General features: G+C 66.9%; 21 protein-coding genes and 1 pseudogene. 13 read left to right on the forward strand and 9 right to left on the reverse strand.

The window, feature by feature from the left end; genetic code table 11:
• Positions 1 to 58 precede the first annotated feature (58 nt).
• From ABTW64_RS02560 to ABTW64_RS02585, 6 genes and pseudogenes are all read left to right on the forward strand, one after another.
• Entirely contained in the window at positions 59 to 1,204 is a 1,146-nt protein-coding gene (locus tag ABTW64_RS02560) for a restriction endonuclease subunit S (RefSeq protein ID WP_350618879.1), read from the forward strand.
• On the forward strand, positions 1,201 to 4,305 hold the full coding sequence (locus ABTW64_RS02565) for a type I restriction endonuclease subunit R (protein WP_350618881.1): 3,105 nt from the start codon (positions 1,201 to 1,203) through the stop codon (positions 4,303 to 4,305). Before ABTW64_RS02560 ends, ABTW64_RS02565 begins: the two co-directional genes overlap by 4 nt.
• Positions 4,298 to 5,209: a DUF5655 domain-containing protein gene (locus ABTW64_RS02570; RefSeq protein ID WP_350618883.1), complete on the forward strand. Its 912-nt coding sequence runs from the start codon at positions 4,298 to 4,300 to the stop codon at positions 5,207 to 5,209. The genes ABTW64_RS02565 and ABTW64_RS02570 overlap by 8 nt, the downstream gene beginning before the upstream one ends.
• A 78-nt stretch (positions 5,210 to 5,287) precedes the next feature.
• Positions 5,288 to 5,560: pseudogene (locus tag ABTW64_RS02575) on the forward strand (relaxase domain-containing protein); the annotation flags it as partial.
• Entirely contained in the window at positions 5,451 to 7,199 is a 1,749-nt protein-coding gene (locus ABTW64_RS02580; RefSeq protein ID WP_350618885.1) for an ATP-dependent DNA helicase, read from the forward strand. The pseudogene ABTW64_RS02575 and the gene ABTW64_RS02580, both read left to right, overlap by 110 nt.
• A 23-nt stretch (positions 7,200 to 7,222) precedes the next feature.
• Positions 7,223 to 7,582 (forward strand): hypothetical protein, encoded by a 360-nt coding sequence (locus ABTW64_RS02585; protein WP_350618887.1) that lies wholly within the window; start codon positions 7,223 to 7,225, stop codon positions 7,580 to 7,582.
• A 345-nt stretch (positions 7,583 to 7,927) separates the two neighbouring features.
• On the opposite strand, the gene ABTW64_RS02590 is transcribed toward ABTW64_RS02585, so the two are convergent.
• A complete protein-coding gene (locus ABTW64_RS02590) occupies positions 7,928 to 8,518 on the reverse strand; it encodes a nucleoid-associated protein (RefSeq protein WP_350618889.1) in 591 nt (196 codons plus the stop codon).
• Between the two features lie 431 nt (positions 8,519 to 8,949).
• Complete coding sequence (locus ABTW64_RS02595) at positions 8,950 to 10,545, reverse strand: endonuclease NucS domain-containing protein (protein ID WP_350618891.1); 1,596 nt, start codon at positions 10,543 to 10,545, stop codon at positions 8,950 to 8,952.
• A gap of 129 nt (positions 10,546 to 10,674) precedes the next feature.
• Here ABTW64_RS02595 and ABTW64_RS02600 point away from each other — a divergent pair, with 129 nt between their 5' ends.
• The 5 genes from ABTW64_RS02600 (at position 10,675) to ABTW64_RS02620 (ending at position 14,239) form a co-directional block, all read left to right on the forward strand.
• Positions 10,675 to 11,142 carry a hypothetical protein gene (locus tag ABTW64_RS02600; RefSeq protein WP_350618893.1) on the forward strand — a complete coding sequence of 156 codons (468 nt, stop codon included), beginning with the start codon at positions 10,675 to 10,677 and terminating at the stop codon, positions 11,140 to 11,142.
• 682 nt (positions 11,143 to 11,824) lie between these two features.
• Complete coding sequence (locus ABTW64_RS02605) at positions 11,825 to 12,721, forward strand: hypothetical protein (RefSeq protein ID WP_350618895.1); 897 nt, start codon at positions 11,825 to 11,827, stop codon at positions 12,719 to 12,721.
• Between the two features lie 116 nt (positions 12,722 to 12,837).
• Positions 12,838 to 13,239 (forward strand): plasmid pRiA4b ORF-3 family protein, encoded by a 402-nt coding sequence (locus ABTW64_RS02610; protein ID WP_350618897.1) that lies wholly within the window; start codon positions 12,838 to 12,840, stop codon positions 13,237 to 13,239.
• Positions 13,224 to 13,514: an IS1096 element passenger TnpR family protein gene (locus ABTW64_RS02615; RefSeq protein ID WP_350618899.1), complete on the forward strand. Its 291-nt coding sequence runs from the start codon at positions 13,224 to 13,226 to the stop codon at positions 13,512 to 13,514. Before ABTW64_RS02610 ends, ABTW64_RS02615 begins: the two co-directional genes overlap by 16 nt.
• Positions 13,427 to 14,239, forward strand: a complete 813-nt coding sequence (locus ABTW64_RS02620; RefSeq protein ID WP_350619740.1) for a hypothetical protein — start codon at positions 13,427 to 13,429, stop codon at positions 14,237 to 14,239. Before ABTW64_RS02615 ends, ABTW64_RS02620 begins: the two co-directional genes overlap by 88 nt.
• Positions 14,240 to 14,715: 476 nt before the next feature.
• On the opposite strand, the gene ABTW64_RS02625 is transcribed toward ABTW64_RS02620, so the two are convergent.
• From ABTW64_RS02625 to ABTW64_RS02645, 5 genes are all read right to left on the reverse strand, one after another.
• Positions 14,716 to 15,648, reverse strand: a complete 933-nt coding sequence (locus tag ABTW64_RS02625; protein WP_350618901.1) for an aldo/keto reductase — start codon at positions 15,646 to 15,648, stop codon at positions 14,716 to 14,718.
• A 57-nt stretch (positions 15,649 to 15,705) separates the two neighbouring features.
• Complete coding sequence (locus ABTW64_RS02630; RefSeq protein WP_350618903.1) at positions 15,706 to 16,389, reverse strand: hypothetical protein; 684 nt, start codon at positions 16,387 to 16,389, stop codon at positions 15,706 to 15,708.
• A 95-nt stretch (positions 16,390 to 16,484) separates the two neighbouring features.
• Positions 16,485 to 16,982, reverse strand: a complete 498-nt coding sequence (locus ABTW64_RS02635; RefSeq protein ID WP_350618905.1) for an HNH endonuclease — start codon at positions 16,980 to 16,982, stop codon at positions 16,485 to 16,487.
• A 378-nt stretch (positions 16,983 to 17,360) separates the two neighbouring features.
• On the reverse strand, positions 17,361 to 18,242 hold the full coding sequence (locus ABTW64_RS02640; RefSeq protein ID WP_350618907.1) for a M23 family metallopeptidase: 882 nt from the start codon (positions 18,240 to 18,242) through the stop codon (positions 17,361 to 17,363).
• Between the two features lie 349 nt (positions 18,243 to 18,591).
• Entirely contained in the window at positions 18,592 to 19,296 is a 705-nt protein-coding gene (locus ABTW64_RS02645; protein WP_350618909.1) for an iron-dependent transcriptional repressor DtxR, read from the reverse strand.
• 156 nt (positions 19,297 to 19,452) lie between these two features.
• Here ABTW64_RS02645 and serC point away from each other — a divergent pair, with 156 nt between their 5' ends.
• Both serC and ABTW64_RS02655 read left to right on the forward strand, forming a co-directional pair.
• Positions 19,453 to 20,574, forward strand: a complete 1,122-nt coding sequence (gene serC / locus ABTW64_RS02650) for a phosphoserine transaminase (RefSeq protein WP_350618911.1) — start codon at positions 19,453 to 19,455, stop codon at positions 20,572 to 20,574.
• A 320-nt stretch (positions 20,575 to 20,894) separates the two neighbouring features.
• Positions 20,895 to 22,343 carry an MFS transporter gene (locus ABTW64_RS02655; protein WP_350618913.1) on the forward strand — a complete coding sequence of 483 codons (1,449 nt, stop codon included), beginning with the start codon at positions 20,895 to 20,897 and terminating at the stop codon, positions 22,341 to 22,343.
• Positions 22,344 to 22,428: 85 nt separating this feature from the next.
• On the opposite strand, the gene ABTW64_RS02660 is transcribed toward ABTW64_RS02655, so the two are convergent.
• Together ABTW64_RS02660 and ABTW64_RS02665 are read right to left on the reverse strand one after the other, a co-directional pair.
• Positions 22,429 to 23,379, reverse strand: a complete 951-nt coding sequence (locus tag ABTW64_RS02660; RefSeq protein WP_350618915.1) for a DUF3027 domain-containing protein — start codon at positions 23,377 to 23,379, stop codon at positions 22,429 to 22,431.
• Entirely contained in the window at positions 23,372 to 23,752 is a 381-nt protein-coding gene (locus ABTW64_RS02665; RefSeq protein ID WP_350618917.1) for a cold-shock protein, read from the reverse strand. The genes ABTW64_RS02660 and ABTW64_RS02665 overlap by 8 nt, the downstream gene beginning before the upstream one ends.
• Positions 23,753 to 23,840 lie beyond the last annotated feature (88 nt).

Consider the following 23,840-nt stretch of genomic DNA (forward strand, 5'->3'; position numbering starts at 1 on the left):
CGAGGCGCCTCAGGTCCCGCTGCGTTACTTGGTGCGGTTCAACCCTCGCCCAACGGCGATGAATAGCGACGAGTCTTGCTATCTCCCGATGGAGGCGATCTCAGAGTTCGGTGCCATCGATTCGTCCAGAATGCGCCCCACGACCGAGCTCGCGCAGGGCTACTCGTTCGTCGCGGACGGCGATGTCGCGTACGCGAAAGTCACGCCATGCTTCGAGAACGGCAAGGGCCTCCGAGCGGCAGGACTCCCTGGTGGATACGCATTCGCGACCACCGAGATCACCGTGATGCGCCCGTCCCGACAGCTCGACTCGCGGTACCTCTCCTGGGTTCTGCAGTCCGAGGACTTCCGAGCACCAGGCGAGGCGCACATGAGCGGGGCGGGTGGGCTCAAGCGTGTTCCAGAGTCGTACGCCGCCAAGTACCGCGTTTCTCACCCGAGGGTCGAGATCCAGCGGGCGATTGCGGACTATCTGGATCGGGAGACGGCGCAGATCGACGCGTTCATCGCGAAGAACGAGGAGCTCATCACCCTCCTCGCCGAACGCCGCGCCGCGTTCATTGACCACGCTTTCGAGCGGCTGGGCGCAGGGCCGACGCGGCTCAAGTACTGCGCTTCGATTCAGACCGGAGTGACGCTCAGTGGCGACGGAGACCCCGCGGATCCTGAGTGGCCATACCTGCGCGTGGCAAACGTTCAAGTCGGTCGAGTCGACCTGGACGAGATCAAGACAATCCGAGTGTCGGAAGCCAGAGCGCGTCAGTCAATGCTGAGCGAAGGTGATGTCTTGATGACGGAGGGTGGCGACCGCGACAAGCTCGGCCGTGGCGCGCTGTGGTCGGGCGAGATCAAGCCCATGCTTCACCAAAACCACGTGTTCGCCGTCAAGCTACGGTCGAACCTTGACGGTCGATTCTTGATGCGATGGCTGGATGCGAGCCCGTCGCGCCGCTATTTCGAAACCACCGCCGTGCAAACAACGAATCTCGCCTCGACGAACAAGACACTCGTCGGGAACCTGCCCGTGCCCTTCTGCTCTGTCGCGGCGCAGCTCGAGCTGGTGGGAGCACTCGATCTGCGCCTCGAAAGGCTCGACGCGGCCGTTCGCGTTGCCGAACAATCTGTCAGACTCGCGCGTGAGCGCCGTGCCGCGCTGATCTCGGCCGCGGTGACGGGGAAGATCGACGTGGGGGTGGCCGGATGAGTGGTGTTGCTGGGGCACATCTGGAGTCGGTGCTGGAGGCGGAGATCGCCGAGCATCTCGCCGCGAACGGGTGGATGTATTCGCCGACCGACGAGGGCTACGACCGAGACCTCGCGCTGTTCCCCGAGGACGTGCTCGGGTGGCTTGAGGATTCGCAGCCGACCGAGTTCGCAAAGGTCGTCCGCCCCGCTGACAGCGACGTCCAGCGGGACGCGGCGCGGCGCAGCATCCTGAACCGTCTCGCCAAGTCTCTCGATCTTGATCCGCTGAAGAACGGCGGCACGATCCGGATGCTGCACGACGGCTTCTCGATGGTGCCGCTGCACGGAGGTGCGGTGAGGTTCCGCTTGGCGCAGTTCCGGCCGGCGACGACGAACAACCCCGACACGCTCGAGGCGTACGCGAAGATGCGGGTGCGGGTGATGCGGCAGGTGCACTACTCAGCAAAGCACCCGCACAAGGCGCTGGATCTCGTCCTGTTCGTCAACGGCATCCCGGTGGCGACGATCGAGCTGAAGACCGACTTCACCCAGGCGATCGGCAACGCAGTCGCCCAGTACCAGTTCGACCGGAGCCCGGCGGGTGAGCCGCTGTTCGCGTTCGCGAAGCGGTCGCTGGTGCATTTCGTGGTCTCCAACTCCGAGGTGCGGATGTCCACGCGCCTCGCCGGCGCCGCCACCCGCTTCCTGCCCTTCAACAAGGGCGCGGATGAGGGCGCGGGCAACCCGCCGAACTCGAACGGCTCGGCATCCTCCTACTTCTGGGAGGAGATCCTTCAGCGCGACACGTGGCTGACGCTGCTGGGGTCATTCGTGCACCTGCAGGTCGAGACCGACGTCGACCCGGACACGGGCAAGAAGACGCGGTCAGAGAAGGTGCTGTTTCCGCGGTACCACCAGTGGCGGGCCGTCACGCGGCTGGTCGAGGCGGCGCGGGCAGAGGGGCCGGGCAACCGGTACCTGGTGCAGCACTCCGCGGGGTCGGGAAAGACGAACTCGATCTCGTGGCTCGCGCACCGCCTGTCGCAGCTGCACGATGACCACAACGAGCGGGTGTTCGACACCGTCGTCGTCGTCACCGATCGCACCGTTCTGGACAAGCAGCTACAAGATGCGATCGCCCAGTTCGAGAAGCAGGCCGGGGTGGTGCAGTCGATCACGCGGGAGTCGGGCGAGTCGAAGTCGAAGGAGCTCGAGGCAGCCCTGGTGGGCGGCAAGAACATCGTCATCGTCACGATCCAGTCGTTCGAGGCGCTGATCAAGGCGGTGCAGACCCTGCCGGAGTTGCAGGGTCGCCGGTTCGCGGTGATCGCCGACGAGGCCCACTCGTCGCAGACCGGGTCGACGGCGGGTGCGCTGACGAAGGTGCTGTCGCCGGCGGAGCAGGCCGCGATCGCCGAAGGCGCTCCGATCGACTCGGATGCGTACCTGCAGTGGGCGATGGAGGTCACCGCCTCCGCCCCGAACATCTCGTACTTCGCGTTCACGGCGACCCCGAAGGCGAAGACGCTGGAGCTGTTCGGTCGAGTACCCGAGGGTGGCGACCTGCCCGAGCCGTTCGACCTGTACGCGATGCAGCAGGCGATCGAAGAGGGGTTCATCCTCGACGTGCTCCAGAACTACACGCCCTACAAGGTGGCGTGGAAGCTGCAGCATCCGGATTCCGAATACGACGGTGCCGGCGAGGTCGACGAGTCGACCGCGGTAAAGGCGCTGGTGCAGTACGTGCGACTGCATCCGACGAACATCAGCCAAAAGGCGAAGATAGTCGTCGACCACTTCCGCACGTTCGCGCAGCCGCTTCTGGACGGCAAGGCGAAGGCGATGGTCGTCACCGGGTCGCGCAAGGAAGCGGTGCGATGGAAGAAATACCTCGACGCCTACATTCAGGATGCCGGGGTGCAGGGCGTGCGCTCGCTGGTCGCGTTCTCGGGAACAGTCGATGACCCGGAGGACGTCGGCGAGGGGCTGACGGAGCGGACCCAGAACCCGGGAGTGCAGTCGGATCTCGCCGAGGCGTTCAAGCCTGCAACGTTCAACGTGATGATCGTGGCAGAGAAGTTCCAGACCGGGTTCGACCAGCCGCGCCTCGTCGCGATGTACGTCGACAAGAAGCTCGGCGGCGTTCAGGCCGTGCAGACCCTGTCGCGGCTGAACCGCACCTACCCGGGCAAGGACAAGACGTTCGTGCTCGACTTCGCCAATGAACCGCAGGACGTGCTGGATGCGTTCCTGCCGTACTACCGGAAGGCGACGCTCACCGCGACAACCGACCCCAACCTCATCTACGACCTCGTGGCCAAGCTCGACTCGGCCGGCATCTACGCGATGGCCGAGGTCGAGCAGGCGTTCGACGCCGCCCTTGCTGGCGGGACGAACGCGAACTCCAAAGTGTCGGCGGCGACCGCGCCGGCGGTGGACCGGTTCCGCACCCGGTGGGTGAACGCGATCCTCGAAGAGGACGAGGCAGAGCAGGACGAACTGCGCCTGGTCAAGAGCGACATGGCCCAGTTCGTGAAGTTCTACGACTTCATCTCGCAGGCCCGCAACCTCGAAGACACCGACCTGCCCCGCCGGCACTACTTCTTCCGCCGCATCCTCCCGCAACTGTCCACGGCGACCCTGGCGGAGCCGGTGGACGTCTCGCAGGTGCATCTCACCGGCTTCAACATCAAGGCCGGCGAATCGGTCAAGCTGAACCTGGAGCAGGGGCCGGGTCTCGACCCGATCACCGCGATCGGTTCGGGGGCGATCCACGAGAAGCACCGCAGCGCGCTGGAAGAGATCATCCAGAGGCTCAACGAGCGACTCGGCGACAAGTACGGTGTCGGTGTCATCGACATCACGATGAACCACATCGTGGGGAAGCTGGCGCTGGATGTCGATCTCGCGCGGCAGGCCGAGGTCAACACCCCGCAGCAATTCGCTGAGTCGCCGGCCCTGCCGAAGGCGTTCCAGAAGGCCGTCGTGGAGGTTCGGGAAGACACGCCCGCGTTCATCGATGACTTGCTCGGCGATAGCGGTCTCTTCGCGGAATTGGGCAAGGCTCTGCCTGCGATGCTGTACGACTACCTGAAGATTAAGGGGGCGCGGCTTGGCTGACCTCAAACTGTTCCGGGTCATGGCCGGTGTGGCGACAGAGCTTCAGAGCACTGCAGTGGCATTTGAGCGGTCGCTGCAGCAGCTAATCGAGCGGAATATGGAGGAGATGTTCGCCACTCGATTCCTCGCGAGCGAGTTCTCCACGGGCAGCCGGCACGGCGGTCGGATCGACTCGCTCGGCATTGATGAGAACAACTCCCCGGTCATCTTCGAATACAAGCGCGCGACAAACGAGAACGTCATCAACCAGGGCCTCTTCTATCTGAACTGGCTCCTCGATCACAAAGCCGAGTTCACGCTCCTCGTGATGGAGAAGCTTGGCCCGGAGGCCGCGCAGGCGATCGACTGGCGTGCACCGCGGCTTGTCTGTGTTGCCAGCGGCTATACGCGGTACGACGAGCATGCCGTCGAGCAGATCAACCGCTCGATCGACCTCGTCACGTATCGCGACTTCGGCGGCGAGCTGTTCGCCCTTGAACTCGTCCACACATCGCGGGTCGAGCCGCAGTCAGCGTCCGATGCTCCGGGCGTCGCACGCGGCAGCCAGGGGAAGACGGTGAGCGAACTCCTCGCCCAGGCGTCCCCGGAACTCACCGCGCTCTACGAACAGCTCGACGCCTACCTCGTCGCTCTCGGCGACGATGTGTCGAAGAAGGCAACCAAGCAGTACTTCGCCTACCGCAGGCTCAAGAACTTCGCCTGCGTCGAAGTGCATCCGCAGTCGCGCAACCTTCTGGTGTATCTGAAGGTCGACCCCGACGATGTCGAACTCGAAGAAGGCTTCTCGCGCGACGTCAGGAACATCGGGCACTTCGGTACCGGCGAGCTTGAGCTGCGGATCTCGAATCAGCGCCAGTTGGATCGAGCGCAGAGCCTCCTGCAGGCCAGCTACGAGAACAGCTGACTCCGCCCGTCAGCCGGTCGTCGAGCGTCCGGATGGTGGTCTTGATCATGCGGGTGCCCAGGGCGGCGGCGCCGCGAGCACGGCGGCCACGTCCGCGAGGAGATCGCCCGCATCGAGATCGTCGAGATATGGCATCGACGCTCGCGCGCACTCGACCCGCACATCTACCGTCACCTCTGGCTGAACATCAAAATGCTCGGCGCGGACGGCAAGTGGTCGAACCTCGACTCGCGGGGTCGCGATGAAACTGCACACCGTCGTCAACGCCGAGGGCGAGCTCGCCGCCCGCACCGATCCGGCCTGGCTCGCCGCGCTCGCCCGGCGCGGATACACGCTCGGCGACACAGGTGAGATCGCCGAACTCGCCCACGCCGTCCGGCCTGTCTCGCGTCGGTCAGCGCAAATCGAAGGCAACCGCGCGCGCCTGATCGAGGAGTGGTCCTCGATCCACGGCCGATCTGCGCCGAGCGTGGAGGTGCTGCACCAGATCGATCGGCGCGCGTGGGCAGTGGCGCGTCCGAACAAGCCGGCCGATCTCAACGAGGCGTCGTGGGCGGCGCGTGTGCGCGACGACGTCGCAGCGATCGATCCGAGCATGATCAGCCCGCGCGCACCCATCCCCATGGCCGCAACGAGCCTGCATGCGGTCGACCTCGATCTGCTCGCTGCACAGGCGATCGTCGACGCGGACGAACGGTCCACGTCGTCCGGCGGGAGGTTCAGCATGTTCGACATACGCGCAGGCGCAATACGCGCGCTATCGCGCACGGGCATCGTTGCGGAGCGCGACCGGCTCGATGACATGATTGCCGAGATCCCGGAGCGTGCCACGCGTTCCGTCTATCGGCTTATTACGGAGGATCCGCCGGCGCACGTCAAGGCGTTCATGGCAACCGAGACCCTACGCGCCAAGGTGCGTCTAGCCGGCCGCTTGGATGTGCTCGCCCGGCCGGGCCGCTCCCTGCTCCCGGGCGGGTTGCGCCGGCTCGGAACGAACGAGGATCTGTCGGCACTGGATGCGTCGCAAAGCGTTGCTGCGTGCGCCATAGCCGGCACGGACGGGATCGTGACGGTGACCGGTCCCGCCGGCACGGTCAAGACGACGATGTTGCGCGCTGCGTCCGTGGCGCTCGTGTCGCAACAGCGACGGATGTTCGTTGTTGCTCCTGCGCGAAAAGCGGCATCGATGGCGTCTCGCGAGGTCGCGGCCGCGGCATCCAGCATTCATGCCCTGCTTTCGGGTCACGGCTACCGATGGGGCACCGACGAGGCCGGAGCGAAGGTGTGGACGAGGCTTCGAATGGGAGAGATCGATCCCAGCACTGGCGTCGTATACAGCGGACCAACCAAGTCTGTGTTGCGTTCTCGCGATCGGATCGTCGTCGACGAAGCCGGCATGGTCGACCTGCTGACGGCGAACGTGCTCGTCGAGCTCGCGATCGAGCAGAGTGTCGGGCTGGCGTTCGTGGGTGACACGCATCAGGCCTTGCCGGTCGGACACGCGGGCGCGATGGGCACTGCGATCCGGCACGCGAACGCTGCGGTCGAGCTCGACACGGTGCACCGGTTCCGCGATCCCGGTTACGCGGCGCTCACACTTCGGCTCCGGGATGCGGGTGATCGCGAGCGTGCGCTGGTGGTGGCGGGCGAGCTTGCCGAACACGGTCACGCCGCTCGGGTCGATCATCACGACGCGGCTCGTGAGTGGATGACCGACGCGTACTTCGAGCGGCACGCGCGCGGCAAGCGGGTGACGCTGGTGTCTGGCACGAATGCTGAGGCGGATGCCTTCAACGACGCCATCCAGCAGCGGCGAGTCGATCGGGGCGAGCTTGACGTCCACGTCGCCGCGTGGGGAATCGGGCAGCAGCGCATCCTCGTCGGCGACACCGTCCAGACCCGTCGCAACGACCGCCTCACGGGAGTCGAGAATCGCGCGCAGTGGATTGTGCGCGACATCCGCGATGAGTACCTGTCTCTGTCTCCGTGAACGACAGCGGCGAGGTGGCGCGGGTGTCCACCGAGTACGCGCGCGAGCACCTGCAGCTCGCCTACGCGTCCACCGTGCACGGCGTGCAGGGCGACACCGCCGATGCGTCAGTGGTCGAGCCGGATGTCGATGCCGCAGGGCTCTACGTCGGCCTCACGCGCGGGCGGCTGCACAACGTCGCGATCGTCGTCGCGCGGACGGACGCTGCGGCCCGCGAGTGCCTCGCCAAGTCGATGCAGCGCGGCACTCCGGAGCTGACGATGCAGGATGCTTTGCGCGCGGCCGAGGCTGAGGTGCGGCGCGCGACAAGAAGCCGCGGGGCGGCGATGGCAACGGGGCCGGTTGCCGGGGCGCCGAATGCTGGGCGCGGGATCGGGATGTAGGCGCTCTGTGGTCGGGCGCTCATCGACGAGAGGCTCGCACGGGCTTTTCGGGCGCGATGGGCGCGGGTTTCGACCTCGCCCACAGAATCTCCTCGCGCGTTCCGCGAACGACCCGCTTGCGGTCGCCGACGACCTTCGCTTGATCAGGTGGTTGTCGGGAGAATTGCTGCTGCGATCTTGGCGGCGATGTCCTGCACACTATCGCGGGCAGTCTCGAAGCCGGCGAGATCCGGGAGGATGCCGCTGTACTCGGCGACCTGCTCGAAGGTGACGTTGTGTAGTACGGGGATCAGGGTCTCCTGTGCAGGAGGGCTCCGAGCTCGCGCTCGGTCCAGAAACGACCTGTCAGGTATGCCGGCGTGAGCAAAGCGATCCTGCATCGGGCCGACCGCAGTCCCTTGTCCATCTGGAGGGCCTGACTTTTGCCGGCATAATCGCCACCTCGTCGAACCACACGGAAGCACCAAGGAGTTCCAGCTCAGCGCGAAGCGTGACCCCGACCTCGCTGCCGTCGATTCGCGCATAGCTCAGGAACGCATCGTGATCGCGTTCGGGGTGTTGCGCTGCCCGCTGCTGCACGCGGTCGGCTAGATCTTGCTCGGCGGGGGTGTATCGCGGTCCGGAAGCCGCAGACCGCAGCTGGCGGTTCAGTTCGGAGATCGTGGTCCGATTGCGCGCGTTCGTCTGTTCGTTGTGGGTGTTCACGCGCTGGTTGTGGGCATTCACGCGCGCGACTTCGGCGTTGTATGCATCGACTCGGCGCTGCTGAGCTTGAAGGACTTGGCGGTTGTGCTGGTCGACCTTACGGTTGTAATCGTCCACGCGTCGCTTGTTCTCGCGATTGACTCGGTCGAGTTCGGCTTTGATCTTTCGCTCCGCCTCGCGCTGGGCAGCACGAATCTTCGCCTCAATCTGCGATCTACTCAGTCTGGCCATCTGAACTTGCCCTCCGTCGTACGGACACTCAGAATAGGCGCACCCTCCGACATCCCTTCCCGCTAGCGATCCCGTTTGAGGTTCCCACGTTGGCCGCTCCGCGAGACGGCAGCATCGAGTCCGCTCGACCACCGGAACGGGCAAGTCCGAGGTGTCGCCGGTGTCGCCGAGCTCACCGCGACGCGCTGACGGGGCTACAGCGGTACCGGCGTCATCGATAGCGAGGGTCGCCTGGTCCGGATGAATGACGGCTACCGCCGCAACACGTCTCGAGCATTGTTCGTCGCGCGACCGCTGTTCACGTCCACGGTCGGCATCCTGCGCGATGAGGTGGTGGAGCATTCGACGTCGCAGCGTTAGTTTCAGATCCACATAGAGAGCCCCGATCGCCACTCGGTGACGGGGCTTCGTGCCGTCCGGGCAATGGCGCGTCAGTACCAATCCGAGTCGACGCTGCCGTCGAAGAAGTGCATCTGAGTCGCCGTCGCGGGGTCTATCGTCACGTGGTTCTTCAGGTACGCAACGAGCTCGTCGAGCTGATCAGCATGCGCTTCCAAGAAGTCGACGATCGCCCATGACAGCATCATGTCGCTTCGATTGTCATCCTTATCAACAGCCTGCTTGACGAGTGCGCCGTGGCGTTCGAGGAGGATCTCGGGCAGTGGTCGTCGCGCACGCTTTTCGGTGAGCTCGTGAGATAGATGCCACGCTTCGAGCAACCTGATGTTGGCTTCGTGTTGATCGTCAAAGGCGCGGAGATCACCCCACTCGCCGATGTTCTCGTAGGCCGCGCGAAGCCCGTCAACAAGCCGGACGACGGTGCCGTCCCAGCGCAGGTAGCCCCATAGGCCATATGAGTCGCCATCGAGGGCTTCCACCGCCAGGGAGAAGTGCGGCACAAGTTCTATCCACTTATCATCCCGATACCCGTGAAGAAGAGCCTGAAGGAAGTCGTGGTTGTCGTACACATTGGCGCTGATGTCCCACTGTGGCGCGGTCACCTCGAGCTGGTCGAGCCAGAGCCTGGCAGGGGCGACCCAGCCCGGTGAATCGGCGATCACCTTGGAGATGGACCCGCGGAATCCGGCCCACTGCGTAGCGTTGGATGTTCGCGCTCTCCCGTTGAAATGGTGAGCCGAGAGACCGCCTGTCCAGCCTTCGCATGCCTGCAGCAGATCCGCTTCTGGGAAGAGATCAGCGTCTTCAAAGACGCCAGAGCGCTCGACCAGGTCGACCTGCCAGCCATGGCTGTGGACGAGCGAACCCACCTTCTCCGGGTAACAGACGTTGAGCGGATGGCCCTCGCATTCCATCCCGAGCAGCACGAGCTCTTCCGTTGTCATCTCATCGAGGTCTTCGTCGTCGAAGTCCAGTTCCTTGCGTAGCACGTCACTCATCGGATCGCGCGGATCGTCCGAGAGGACCGTGCCGAGTGCCAGCACGACGATGTGCGCTCCGTCCAGAGAAAGATGCAGTGCGACGAAGTCATCGATCTGCAGTTCACGCAGCCGATCCTTCACTGCGTCCCAAGAAGCAGAGAGGTCATCGACAAGATCCCCGTCGATCCGTCGCTGCGCCGCGGTGAGGCTCCGCGGCGTGGAAGCGGCAAGTGCTGTCACTCTTTGTGCTGCCTTCGGCGTCAAGCCGTCGGCCTCCAGGTCGAGCTGAAATCCCCTGAGGTCGAAGTCGCTGTGGTGGACGTAGTAGCTGAACGGAACCAGGAGCTCGTGCCAGTCGGTCGATACGACGATCGCCCTGATCATCTCCGGCGGGAGTCCCTTGTCGCGACCAAGCAGGTCGACGTACTTTCCAACCTCATGCATTGCCTGCCGAGATGTCGAGATCGCCTTCTTAAGCTCGATGACGACAAAGGAACCCGTCGAGTCGCGGGCCAGAATGTCCACGAATCCGTCGGCGCCGTGGGCGTTCCGAACGTGATAGTTATTCGCCACGTGCTGCAGACCAGGCTCAATCAGCGAGAGCCGAGTCGCAAGCTGATCTCGAACATCGTTCTCGGAAGCAGTCACGTCGGAACACTACTGGACTCGGCGCAACCCGCATCAGCTTGCCCATGTCCATCCCCCGACCGAAGGTCGGCAAGGGATTCTCCTGCCCGAAAGGCGCACGGGACGCCGAGATACCGAGATTATTGGCGGGTGACTCCTCAGGACTCTCTCGACACGATCCGCGCCACATATGACGACCTCGACGCATGGCACGCTCGGGGTCAGAAGATGCCGCCTGAGGAACCGGAGCGGGGCAGCGCCCTCGCAGCCGACGACACAGTGTTCATCTGGCACCGCATCAGCGAGACCTCTCGATTGTCGTTGCTAACCGCTGGCGAACACCTCCGTTTGGCGAAGACCTCTATCGAGGCTGGGCAGGTCTACCCGAGCGCTCACTTCACGGTGATGCGCACCGCGCTCGTGTGCGCATCACAGGCCGTGTGGATTCTCGCCGCGGACGCGGCCGAGCGGCAGGAGCGCGGACTCACGCTGATCGGCGAGATGTACACGCAGCTGGCCAAGTACGACGAGGAGCAACTCAAGCTCCCGCTGAGCGCAAGCGAGAAGACGGAGTGCAGGATCACCTCGCGTGGTGCAAGTTGCGATTCAGTCAGGTAGTCGGGGCGAGACACACGAGGGCGAAGTTCATCCAGACCGACGTCATAGCGTGGGCGCTCGATCACCAGTTCCCCGACAATCGCCGACGAGGCGCCGGCCGACTGCTCTGGCGCCAGATGAGCTCCGACGCGCACGGCCTCGGGTGGGGCATGTACCAGCGGGGCTCGACGCTGAAAGCCGACCGTCGGACGGGCCTGGGTGTAGGCATGTCGGGCGGAGGTCTTGAATTCATAGCGGAGCCGTTCGTCGCGATCCACCAGCTGCTCAAGGAAGGGTGGTCCCTCTTCGACCGCCTCTGCGAGGAACCGGCTTCCTGACTTATTGGCAGACTCGCCACCTAGCGAGTCAGCAACGACGGGCCTCGCGACGCTTGAGGTCGGGCAGCAAGCTGGTTCGGCGGCAGCTCTGGTTGACCGCTCATGGACCGGTTCGCGGGCGGCGGGAGTGCCCCACACACCCAGAGGACCAGGGTCTTCCTGTCGCCTCCAACTGTTGCGTGCGAGGCAACCCTCATCCAGGGAGGCATGTTTCGATCAAGTCCCTCGGCGCGCACCGGATAAGCCACCGATTGTGGTCGGAGGGATCGCCACGAACGCAGCGTGATCAAATAGGGCCGCAGGAACTGCGCTTCCCGCTCGCGCCTTCCGCTCTCACGCCAGTACATAGCGGTACTCTCGCACTCATGACGGCAGAGCAATCATCGCCCTTTCCTACCCTGGTAGCTCTCGTCCTCCCGTCACTGGTGCCGGTGCCGCCGTACCCCGCCACTCCGCGGGAGCAGAAGATCTCCGAAGTCGCGAGGGAACTTCAGAAGACAGCCGGCAATTCCGATCTCGCCGGGATGGGTGCCTTCATCCACCTCGGGCCAGAGTGGGTGGATCAGATTGCGGAAATTCTGGGTCGTATCGGTTCGGCCGGCGAGCAACTCGCTCTTGCGCTTGCGACGAACAGAGACGCCCGGCGTTGGACCGTCGCGGATGCGGCTACCTTGGATCCGCAGCACGCGACGATGGGGGTGCGCGCGCAAGCCGAGATGACAGCCATGTGGACTCTCAGCGCCGCACACGGGTTGGCCAACGCGCTTGTACGGCTACTCCGGTTGAACGATGCCGCCCGGACGAGCATCGACGCCTCCTTCCCGAAGGCTGGAGGATTTCCACCGTTCAGCGAAAATCCCTCGGCATGGGTCTCCTTCGAACCGAGTGTCATGAAGGCAACACGCCAGGCAGCGACAGCGTCCCAGTCGCCTGCGACAATCACGGTCGCCAAGACACTTTCCGATCTCTTCGGCGACAATCGGTGGGCGAAGTTTCTCGAGCTCCGAAACGTCGGTTTCCATCGGTGGCGTCCGCAAAGCGTCGACGGCGGCACTCCGAAGGCGTCCTCTGTGACTGTGTCAGGCAGCGGCCACTCCATGGAAATTGGTATTGGACCCACGAATATTGCGCCCGACATGGCCGCAACTCTTCAGATCGCAGAGGCCGGGCTCGACCTTTTCAGCTCGGCTGCGAAGACAATGGACGACAACGTGCATGCAGCCATCAACGAGCTCAGCGGAAAGCCGATATTTCAGGTTTGACTTCTCCCCCTAGTTCCTGGAGTTGTCAACGTGTCCGGGTGGAGCATCCGCCGGAGCATCGGAGGGCCTTCGATCGGGCGATGACTCCAAAGCGGCGTGCCCAATAGCGTTGTTGGGTGTCCACCCGCCCCACCCGCCGCATTCTTCGCCTACGCGTCTCGATCGTGGGCTTGGAACCGGAGATCTGGCGCACGATCGACGTTGATGACGGCTTGTCGCTCGCCCAGCTACACATGGTGCTGCAGGTGGCGTTCAACTGGTTCGACTCGCACCTGCACCGCTTCTCCGAGGACGATCCGTGGGTCCGGACCAACGGGATCCCGCGCATCGGGCGGCAGCCTCGGGCGTGGGTTGATGCCTGGTCGCTGACAGAGGTCGAACTCCAGGGCGAAGAGGATGAGGCCGAAACGACCATCGGTGAGGCAATGCAGCACGACGGGCCGCTGTGGTACATCTACGACCAAGGCGACAACTGGTTGCACCGCATCGATCTGATGGATCGATGTCGCGAGACCTGACGAGTTGCTTGCCGCAACTGATCTCGGGGGAACGGCGCGCGCCGTTCGAGGATTCCGGCGGCCGAACCGGCTACGAGGAGATTGCCGCAATCCTCGCCGACGATTCGCATCCCGAGTATGGATCGACGAAGGCATGGGTCGCCACGGCAGTCGGACGTGGACCACAGGTGACCTCGAGGATGCCGATTTGGATGGCGCGCGCGGTGAGCCTGCCGCACTCTTCAGGCCGGCGGCATCCGACCTCTCAGGACTGGTGGATGCCGCCACCGGTGTGACGCACGACTCGCCTATCGCGCAATTCGCGTCGGGTCTGTCCGTGCCGCTCCGGTCGAACCTGCGCCGGCACCTTCGGCGGGGAGGAGCGCTTACCCCCGATCCGCTGCGCGACGAGGATTTCGCCGAGGCGGTAAAGCCGTACGCCGGGCTGATCGAGCGCATCGGCGTCGACGGGCTGACGTTGACCAAGGCAGGGTGGATGCCGCCCGCCGTCGTGCTGGAAGGGATGACGACGCTCGGCTGGCGCGACGATTGGATCCGCGAAGCGAACCGCGAAGACCTCACCTGCCCCATGCGCGATCTGCGCGCTTCGGCCGAACGACTGCGTCTGGTCCGCAAGCTCAAAGGTCGTCTCGAATTGGTGGGTCGGGCGCGCCCGACGATCGGGCGGCCTGCGACGCTGGCCGGACAGATCGCGCGCATGCTCCTGCGTCAGCGGATGACGGAAGGTCAGCGCGTTGCCAGCACGGCATTCGTCATCGGTCTCGCCGACGAGAGCATCACGACACGACGTGATGCGGAAGGCCAGGAAATCGAACTCCTCAATGAACTCGGATATGTCGACGCACAGGGTCGAGAACTCGACCATCGCTGGTTCTCCGCGCTGACCGAGCCGGTACTCGACGTACTCGAGGTGGTCGGTCTCTGGCGCTCGGGCCGCCGTCGGCGAGACGTCCCACCCACGGACGCCGTTCGCCTGATCGCGCGCCTCGCGCTCAAGTAGCGCCGTCGGTGCCATAGATCGCCACCACCGCAGGACGTCGAACTGTGGCTCGACAAGCACACCTTTTCCCGGGGACCGACCAGCAGCTCAACCGCAGGGCCGCCCGGGGAGGACGCGAGCCGTCGGGGGTCCATTCCGGGGCGAGGCCAGCGATGGGTTACTTGAGCACATTGCACGGCGAAAGCCCCGGACGTTGCCCCCAGCTTATCAATGTGCTCATTTGCTTCTCGTTGCCGCAAGAGCGAATCGTGGGCGCTGGACAGCCTGCGTCTCCGATGCTCCAGAACGCTGATTTTTCAGCGATTCTGCCCACGATTTACCCGCAAACCGTTTGCCGGAGCACGTTTCGTAGAGTTGCGCGATGTCGTCCAAGCTCCTCAAATTCCGCGTAATTCCGCGGTCCTTGCCGGTTGGTGCCCGATTAAGCAATATGCTCAGTCGTGTTCGAGTCCCTCCAGGGGCACGTCACGTGCCGCTCACGGCACCACGTAGCCGGCCGCTCGGAAGAGCTCGTACCACTCGGCGCGGGTGAGAGGCACCTCCGACCCCTGCGCCGCGGCGGCGACGCGCTCGGGCGTGGTGGTGCCCAGCACCACCTGCATCCGCGCGGGGTGACGCGTGATCCACGCGACCGCGATCGCCTCGGGCGGCACGCGGTACGAGGCCGACAGGCGGTCGATCACCGCGTTGAGCTCGGGATAGCGGTCGGAGCCGAGGAACGGCCCGTCGAAGAAGCCCGCCTGGAAGGGCGACCACGCCTGGATCGTGATGTCGTGCAGCCGGCAGTAGTCGACGATGCCGTCGTCGCGCACCAGCGACTGTTCCAGTCCCTGCATGTTGGCCGCGATGCCCTGCGCGATCATCGGCGCGTGGGTGATCGACAGCTGCAGCTGGTTGGCCACGATCGGCTGGGTCACGGACTTCCGCAGCAGGTCGATCTGCCTGGGCGTGTGGTTCGAGACGCCGAACGCGCGCACCTTGCCGGCCGCCGCGAGGTCGTCGAACGCGCGAGCCACCTCATCCGGCTCCACGAGGGCATCCGGACGGTGCAGCAGAAGGATGTCGAGGTAGTCGGTGCCGAGCGCCGCGAGCGAGCCGTTCACCGACTCGACGATGTGGGCGTACGAGAAGTCGAAGTAAGGGCCGTCCTTGACGATGCCCGTCTTGGACTGGATGACGTACTCCTCGCGCTCTGACGAGGTCAGCTTCATGGCCTCCCCGAAGCGGCGCTCGCAGCCATGCACGCTCGATCCGTAGATGTCGGCGTGATCGAGGAATGCGATGCCGGCGTCCCGGGCCGTGCGCACCAGCGTGCGCACCTCTTCGTCGCTCTTGTCCTGGATGCGCATGAGCCCGAGCACGACGTTCGGGACCACGATGTCGGTGCCCGGCAGGACGAAGGTCTTCATGGCGTTCAGCCTATGGCCGCGCGCGGCGGCCTCAGCCGCGCGCAGCACCCCCGCGCGTCAGGAGAGCAGGGCGAGCAACTGCGCCTTGGTCAGGCGCGAGTAGCCCGTGCGCTGCTCGGCGCGCGCCCGGGCGCGCAGCTGCGCGACCGTCATCGACGACAGCGCGGAGGCATCGAACGGCGCCACTGCTGCCTCGGGCTCCCGGCGCTCCGGCGCGCGCTCCTGGGCGACGGCGGGGGCCGGCTGCTCGATCTCGCCGCGATCGACGTCCGCAGGCTCGACGTCCGCGGGCGCCGCACGGGGCGGGACGACCGACTCCGCCGCATCCGGTCTCTCCCCCGCGTCGGGTGCCTCGACAGGGTCAGCGGCCTCGACCGCCGACGGCGCCTCGATCGACCCGGGCCGCTCGTGCTCGGCCGCGCGCTCGCGGGCCTTCCTGACGAGCTTGTCCGCAGCCTTCTTCTCCGCAGCGCGCTCGGAGCGCTTCGCCTCGATCTTCTCCGTGGCCTTCGCGATGGCGGCGACCGCGGCCGTCGCGTTCTTCTCGACCTTCCGCGGCTTGCGAGCCAGCCGCTTCTGCGAGACATCGGCGGCGTCCGACGCCTCCTCGGCGAGCGCGCGCAGCTTCTTGGCATGCTTCTTCGGAAGCGTCCTGCTGAGCTTCCTGGCGTCCTTCGCCGCGTCGGCGGCGGCCTCGATGGCCGCCTCCGCCGCCCGCTCGGCCTTGGTCTTCTTCGCCACGATCCAGCCTCCCTGTTGCCGCTCGGAGAGCGCGCGGCACGCGCGCGTGGCGAAGACCTTACCGGTCGCAGGCGAACGGCAGGAGAACTCGCCGCTCAGGCCGCCAGCGCCAGGTAGGGCTCCCACCGCGGATCGGTGCGCTCGGCGCCGCGCACCGTCCACGCCGTGCCGTGCGGGGGCCGCGGCGCCATCCGCAGCTCCCAGCCCATCTCCTGGGGCGTGCGATCGCCCTTGATGTTGTTGCAGCGCAGGCAGCACGCGGCAAGGTTCTCCCACGACGACCCGCCGCCGCGGGAGCGGGGCAGGATGTGGTCGATCGTCGAGGCCGCCTTGCCGCAGTACGCGCAGCGGTACGCGTCGCGCCGCAGCACGCCTCGGCGAGTGACGGGGATGCGGCGGGCTGACGGCACCCGCACATAGCGGGTCAGCACGATCACCGCCGGGCGGTCGTACGAGGCGGTCGTGCCCCAGATCGGTTCGTTCTCGTCGTGCTCGATGACCGTCGCCTTCTCGTTCATCACGAGCACCAGGGCTCTCTTGAACGAGACCACGGCAAGCGGCTCGTATCCCGCGTTCAACACCAGCGTGCGCATCTGCGTCCTCTCGATCGGTCCCGGACGGCTTCCGGGCTGTCGAACTGCCGTCACGTCGAGGACGAGACCTGTGCAGAGACGAGAAAAGGCGCTGTCAGACAGACAGCGCCTTCGGGGCCACGGTCGCACCGCGGCTCGCATGCACAGGATGAAAGAGAGAGTCGTGTCGAAGGACGTAACGCCCGAGCGCATCCATGGTTCGGATGCGAGGAATTCGCTCCATCGGCCTCTCCCTTCTCCTCTCGGCGACGGGATCAGGCTAGCCCACGCACGGCGCGGCGATGCGGAAACGACGGATGAATTCCCGCGCGTGTCCGGGCCGCGTCCCCCTGTACGACGAAGACCCCGCCGATGGGCGGGGTCTTCGTCGTACGGAGATCAGATCGGGAGCACGCCCATCGGATCGACCAGACCGCCGTTGATGCGCACCTCGATGTGGAGGTGGTTGGCGGTCGAGCGTCCGGTGCTGCCCACGTAGCCGATGACCTGACCGGCCTGCACCGTCTGGCCCGGCGAGACGGCGATCGAGCTCATGTGCGCGTTGCGCACCTCGACGCCCGAGCCGTTCACGTTGCCCGTGAACGTCACGAGGTTGCCGTACGCGCCCGACCAGCCGGCCGTCACGACCGTGCCGGAGGTGACGGCGTAGATGGGCGTGCCGGCGGCGCAGACCATGTCGGTGCCCTGGTGGCCGCTGCCCACGCTGCGGCTGATGTAGTACGAGCCGCCGGGGAGCGGCGAGCCGAAGCCGCCACTGACCGCGGCCGGCGCGGCGTAGCTGGTCGCGGGCGCCGAGGCGACGGCGGGAGCCGACGCTGCGGCTGCGGCGGCCGCCGCGGCCTGCTGCTTGGCGCGCTCCGCGGCGGCCTTCTCGGCCGCCGCCTTCTCGAGCTCCTCGGGGGTCGTCGCGGCATAGCTGGAGCCGGTCACCACGGGCGACTCGACCTCGGAGGCGACGACGAGCGACTGCGCCTCACCGGCGGCGACATCGTGCATCGTGACGGCGGTGCCGTCCGACTTGATGGCCGCGTAAGCGGGGAACGCGACACCGGCGATGAGAGCGCCGACCGCGGCGACGGTGCCGATGGCACGGAGAGGGCGCACCCGGGGGGCTCCCGCGCGACGGGCCTCGCGCTCGGCCTTGCGGATCACGGCGCGCATTCCGGCCTTCGTGCGGACGGGCGTCTCGGTGCGGGCGGGCACGAGGCTCGTCGTCTGGTCGGTGTCGGGCGCGACGGATGACGAATCGATCTGGGACAAGACTGTTTCCTCCATCGCCTCGCGGTTCGGGTCCGCCGGCTCGTCAGCACTGGGTTGTCGGGGCACGCAGTGTGCGATCCGTGGAAACGACGAGCCGCTGAGGCGATTTCCCACGGAGCAATCCGGGAAGGGTCGCCCCGGATATCCCTCGAGACTACGGGAAGGTAACGGAATTGTCACGCTCTGGTTGGCCGGAGCGCCTGTCAATCCCCTGGCAGCATCCCGTCGCCCATGTCAGTCCGTGTCGCGCGGGGCTTACCGGTCGTCCGGCGGCCGGAACGCTCGTGCGCTCAGCCGGCCACGTGCAGGGCTCCTCCGGGGCGGCCCTGGACGATGCGGTCGGCGCGGCTCAGGCCGCGAGGTCGTCCACGAGGAAGATGTGCGAGGCGAGCTCGACCGGCAGCTCGAGCCCCTCGTCCTGCCCATCCATCTGCACCAGCACGTATCCCTCGCTGTACCGGTAGTCGCCCTGGGCGCCCGGCACCACGCCCGCCTCGCGCAGCTGCTGCAGCAGGTCGGGGTCGACCTGAGCCGGCTCGGCGAGACGGCGCACGGTGCCGCGGATGGGACCGCCCGCGGCGTCGAGGCGCTTGACCAGGCCGATCACGCCCTCTTCGAACGTGTGGGCGGGCGCCCCGCCCAGCTGGTCGAGGCCCGGGATGGGGTTGCCGTACGGGGATTCCGTGGGGTGCCCGAGCAGCTCCACGAGGCGGCGCTCGACCTGCTCGCTCATGACGTGCTCCCAGCGGCACGCCTCCTCGTGCACGTACGCCCAGTCGAGGCCGATCACGTCCGACAGCAGCCGTTCGGCGAGGCGGTGCTTGCGCATCACGTCGACGGCCTTCTGCCGACCGGCGATGGTCAGCTCGAGGCGGCGGTCGTCGCCGACGACGACGAGCCCGTCGCGCTCCATGCGGCCGACCGTCTGCGACACCGTGGGCCCCGAGTGCCCCAGCCGCTCCGAGATGCGGGCACGCAGCGGCACGATGTTCTCCTCCTCCAGTTCGAGGATCGTCCGGAGATACATCTCGGTGGTATCGATCAGGTCGGTCATGCCAGCCTCCGTCGCGCGCTGCGTGTCAGGCAATCCTAACCAGCGCGACGGGCGGCCAGACGCGGTCCCGTCCGGGCGTGAGGGCCAGGCTCCCGTCCGCCTGTCGCGCGACGTGCGTGCGCGTGGCCGCCCCTTCCGGAGCAATAGAGTTTCCCCATGAGCCTGACGATTCCCGCCGATCTCCTGCCCGCCGACGGACGCTTCGGATGCGGTCCCTCGAAGGTGCGCGCCGCCCAGGTCGAGGCCCTCGCCGCCGTGGGATCGTCGCTCCTGGGCACATCGCACCGCCAGGCGCCGGTGAAGAACCTCGTGGGCAGCGTGCGGGAGCGCCTCGCGACGCTCTTCCGCCTTCCCGACGGCTACGAGATCGTGCTGGGCAACGGCGGCTCGACCGCGTTCTGGGATGCGGCGGCGTTCGGCCTGATCGAGCGGCGCAGCCAGCACCTCACGTTCGGCGAGTTCGGCGGCAAGTTCGCCAAGGCCGCCAAGGCGCCCTGGCTCGAGGCGCCGGATGTGCGGGACGCCCCGGCCGGTTCGCGCACGGACGCCGCCCCCCTCGAGGGCGTCGACGTGTACGCCTGGCCGCACAACGAGACGTCGACGGGCGTCGCGGCGCCCGTCTCCCGGGTGCACGGCGACGAGGGAGCGCTCACGGTGATCGATGCGACCAGCGCGGCCGGCGGCATCGACTTCGACGTCACCGAGACCGACGTGTACTACTTCGCGCCGCAGAAGAACCTCGGATCGGACGGCGGTCTCTGGTTCGCCGCGATGTCGCCCGCCGCCATCGAGCGCATCGAGCGCATCGCGGCATCCGGCCGCTACATCCCGGAGTTCCTGAGCCTGCAGCAGGCCGTGACGAACTCCCGCCTCCAGCAGACCCTCAACACCCCCGCGCTGACCACGCTGCACCTGCTCGACAGCCAGCTGGGCTGGATGCTCGACAACGGCGGACTCGAGTGGGCGGCCGCGCGCACCGCGGAATCGTCGCGTGCACTGTACGAGTGGGCCGAGGCGTCGGAGGTCGCGACCCCGTTCGTCACCGAGCCCGAGCACCGGTCGCCCGTGGTGGTGACGATCGACTTCGACGAGAGCATCGACGCCGCGGCCATCGCCAAGACGCTGCGGGCGAACGGCATCGTCGACACCGAGCCGTACCGCAAGCTGGGCCGGAATCAGCTGCGCGTGGCGACGTTCGTGTCGATCGACCCCGACGACGTGCGTCAGCTCATCCGCAGCATCGACTTCGTGCTGGAGGCTCAGCGCACGGGTCGCTGACGCCGCCTGCGGCGCCACGGAGGCAACGCACAGATTCGCGCGGATCGTCCTGCTAAGCGCGCGCGTATCTGCGTGCCGCTGAACTCGCTGTCAAATCGTCTCGCACGCGTTTGAGGCTCTGACCCGATTCTCGTTATGGTCGGGGCTTTGGTGCCCCCGGGCACCGGTCGAAACGAATGCGATCGATGCGAAACGAGTGATGATCCGTGAACCCCAGCAGCAGTAGTCAGCCGCCGAAGGCCCGGCCCGTGCAGGTCGCCCCCGCGATCCGGAGGCCTCGGCGGCAGCCCCGCAGACTCCGTGTCGAAGACGTGCTGGTCGTGAAGCGATCACGCATCCGCACCGCGATCTCCGGCACCGTCGTCGGCAACTTCATGGAGTGGTTCGACTTCGGCGTCTACGGCTACCTCGCCGTGACCATGGCCGCCGTGTTCACCGAGGGCCTGCCGCCGGAGGCGGGCCTGCTGGTGACGCTGTTCGGCTTCGCCGTGTCGTTCCTGGTCCGCCCCCTCGGCGGCGCCGTGCTCGGCCCTCTCGGCGACCGCATCGGGCGCCAGAAGGTGCTGTTCCTGACCATGGCGATGATGGCGGTCTCGACCGCGCTCATCGGCGTGCTGCCGACCGCGGCGCAGATCGGGCTGTGGGCCATCATCCCCCTGTATCTGCTGAAGATGGCGCAGGGCTTCTCGACCGGCGGCGAGTACGCCGGCGCGACGACGTACGTCGCGGAGTTCTCCCCCGATCGCCGCCGCGGCTTCTGGTCGTCATGGCTCGACGCCGGCTCGTACCTCGGCTTCGCGGCCGGCGCCTCGACCGTCGCGGTCACCACGCTGATCGTCGAGTCGGCCTCGGGCGCGGGCGCCATGGTCGACTACGGCTGGCGCATCCCCTTCCTCGTCGCGCTGCCGCTGGGCGCCGTCGCGATCTGGTTCCGCCTGCGCATCCCCGAGACGCCGGCCTACGAAGTCGCCGACTCCGCCGGCGAGACGACGGTCGATGCCGCCGACCCGCTGTCGCGGCACGGCCTGATCGGCATCTTCCGCCACTATTGGCGCCAGATCCTGATCGCCATGGCGATCGTGGCCGCGACCAACACCGCGGGGTACGCGCTGACGAGCTACATGCCCACGTATCTCGAGAACGAGGTGGGCGTGTCGAACCTGCTGGCCGCGATGGCGACCGTGCCCGTCCTGATCGTGCTGTCGGCATGCCTGCCCCTGATCGGCCGGCTCTCCGACCGCATCGGCCGCAAGCCGGTGTACCTGATGGCGTCGGCGTCGACCCTCGTGCTCATGCTGCCGGCCTTCGCGCTGCTGCAGCTCGGCGAGATCTGGGCGATCCTGATCGCGCTCGCGCTCTGCACGGTGCCCGTGGCGCTGTGGGTGGGCCCGTCGGCCGCCGCGCTGCCCGCGCTGTTCCCCACGGCGTCGCGTTTCGGCGCGATGGCGATCGCGTACAACCTGTCGGTCTCGCTGTTCGGCGGCACCACGCCGCTGTTCAGCGAATGGCTGATCCAGCTGACCGGCAACGCCTACATGCCGGCGTTCTACATCATGTTCTTCGGCCTGGTGGCGGGTATCGCGGTGCTGCCGATGCGCGAGTCGGCCCGGCGTCCGCTGCTCGGCTCCGTGCCCGCGGTCGAGACCCGGGCGGAGGCCGCCGAACTCGTCGAGGGTCAGGATGACAACCCGCTCATCGACACCCGTACGATGCCGCTCGAGGTCATCCGGCCCGAAGGCTCCGAGGCGCGCGAGCCCGCGGGCGTCTGACCGCGTCGACCACGCACGCGAAGGGCGCCCCGGCTCACCGGGGCGCCCTTCGTGTGCGTCAGGTCGTCTGCGTCAGGACAGGACGTCACTCCTCGTCGTCGTCGAACTCATCCTGATCCGACTCGTCGTCTTCGTCGTCCGACTCGTCGTCGTCCGACTCGTCGTCGTCCGACTCGTCATCATCGTCGTCCGACTCGTCGTCGTCATCGTCGTCATCGTCGTCCGACTCGTCGTCGTCATCGTCCGACTCGTCGTCCGAATCATCGTCCTCGTCCGACTCGTCGTCCAGCGCGTCGATGTCGACACCGTCGACGTCTCCGGCGTGCAGGATGGGCGAGCCGTCCTCGTCGAAGTCGTCGCCGTCCTCGTCGTCCGCGTCCTCCTCGGCAGCGAGCGCTGCGGCCTCGGCCGCCGCGGCCTGCGCCGCCTGGTACTCCTTGAGGCGCACGGCCCACGGGACCCACTCGGGCGCCAGGAGGGCGTCGTCTCCCGGCAGCAGCTCGGCCTCGAGCACCGTGGGCTGGGATCCCTCGACCACCGCGAGCGAGACGGTCCAGTACCAACCGGGATAGCCGAGCAGCGTGTTCTCGAAGCGCAGCGACACCACGCCGTCCGGCTCGACCAGGTGTCCCGCGGGCGCGCCGACCGTCGAGGCCGGCGTGATCTCGTGCAGCGCCGCGAGCGCGAGGTCGTGCGCCTCGAGCAGGCGCCGGTCGGGCTCGGGCAGCTCGGGCTCGGCGTCGGCGATCGGCGCGGCGTCGGCGATCGGCTCGGCGTCGGCGATCGGCGCGGCGTCGGCGATCGGCTCGGCGTCGGTGAGCGGCGCGGCGTCGGCGATCGGCTCGGCGTCGGTGAGCGGCGCGGCGTCGGCGATCGGCTCGGCGTCGGCGATCTCCGCCTCGGCCGCCGCGGAGGCCGGAACCTCCAGCTCAGCCGACGGCGCGGGCTCGGGCAGCTCAGCGCCGGGCAGCTCCCGCTCGGGGGCCTCGGCGCCGGAGGCCTCGACCTCGGGGACGGGCGCGTCGGCGTCAGACATCGAGCTCTTCCGCGACCTTGCGCAGCACGGCCGCGACCTTGCGCGCGTGACCGCTCGACGGGTAATGGCCACGGCGCAGATCGCCGCCGATGCCGTCGAGCAGCTTCACCAGGTCCTCCACGATCACGGCCATGTCGTCGGCGGGCTTGCGCTTGGCCTTGGCCAGGCTCGGCGGCGCCTCGAGCAGGCGCACCGAGAGGGCCTGCAGACCCTTGCGGCCATCGGCCACCCCGAACTCCAGCCGAGTGCCCGGCTTGGGCGCCGCCCCCGCGGGCAGGGCGCTGGCGTGCAGGAAGACATCCTGGCCGTCATCGCTGCTGATGAAGCCGAACCCCTTGTCCTCGTCGTAGAACCTGACCTTGCCGGTGGGCATGACACAACCTCTGAAAGCATGGAGGGCGCTTCGGGAGCGCCGTGCGAGACGAAAGCGGGACCGTCGGATCCCGCTTCGACCAGCCTAA

It is taken from the genome of Microbacterium sp. NPDC096154 (assembly GCF_040302945.1).
Classification (GTDB): Bacteria; Actinomycetota; Actinomycetes; order Actinomycetales; family Microbacteriaceae; genus Microbacterium.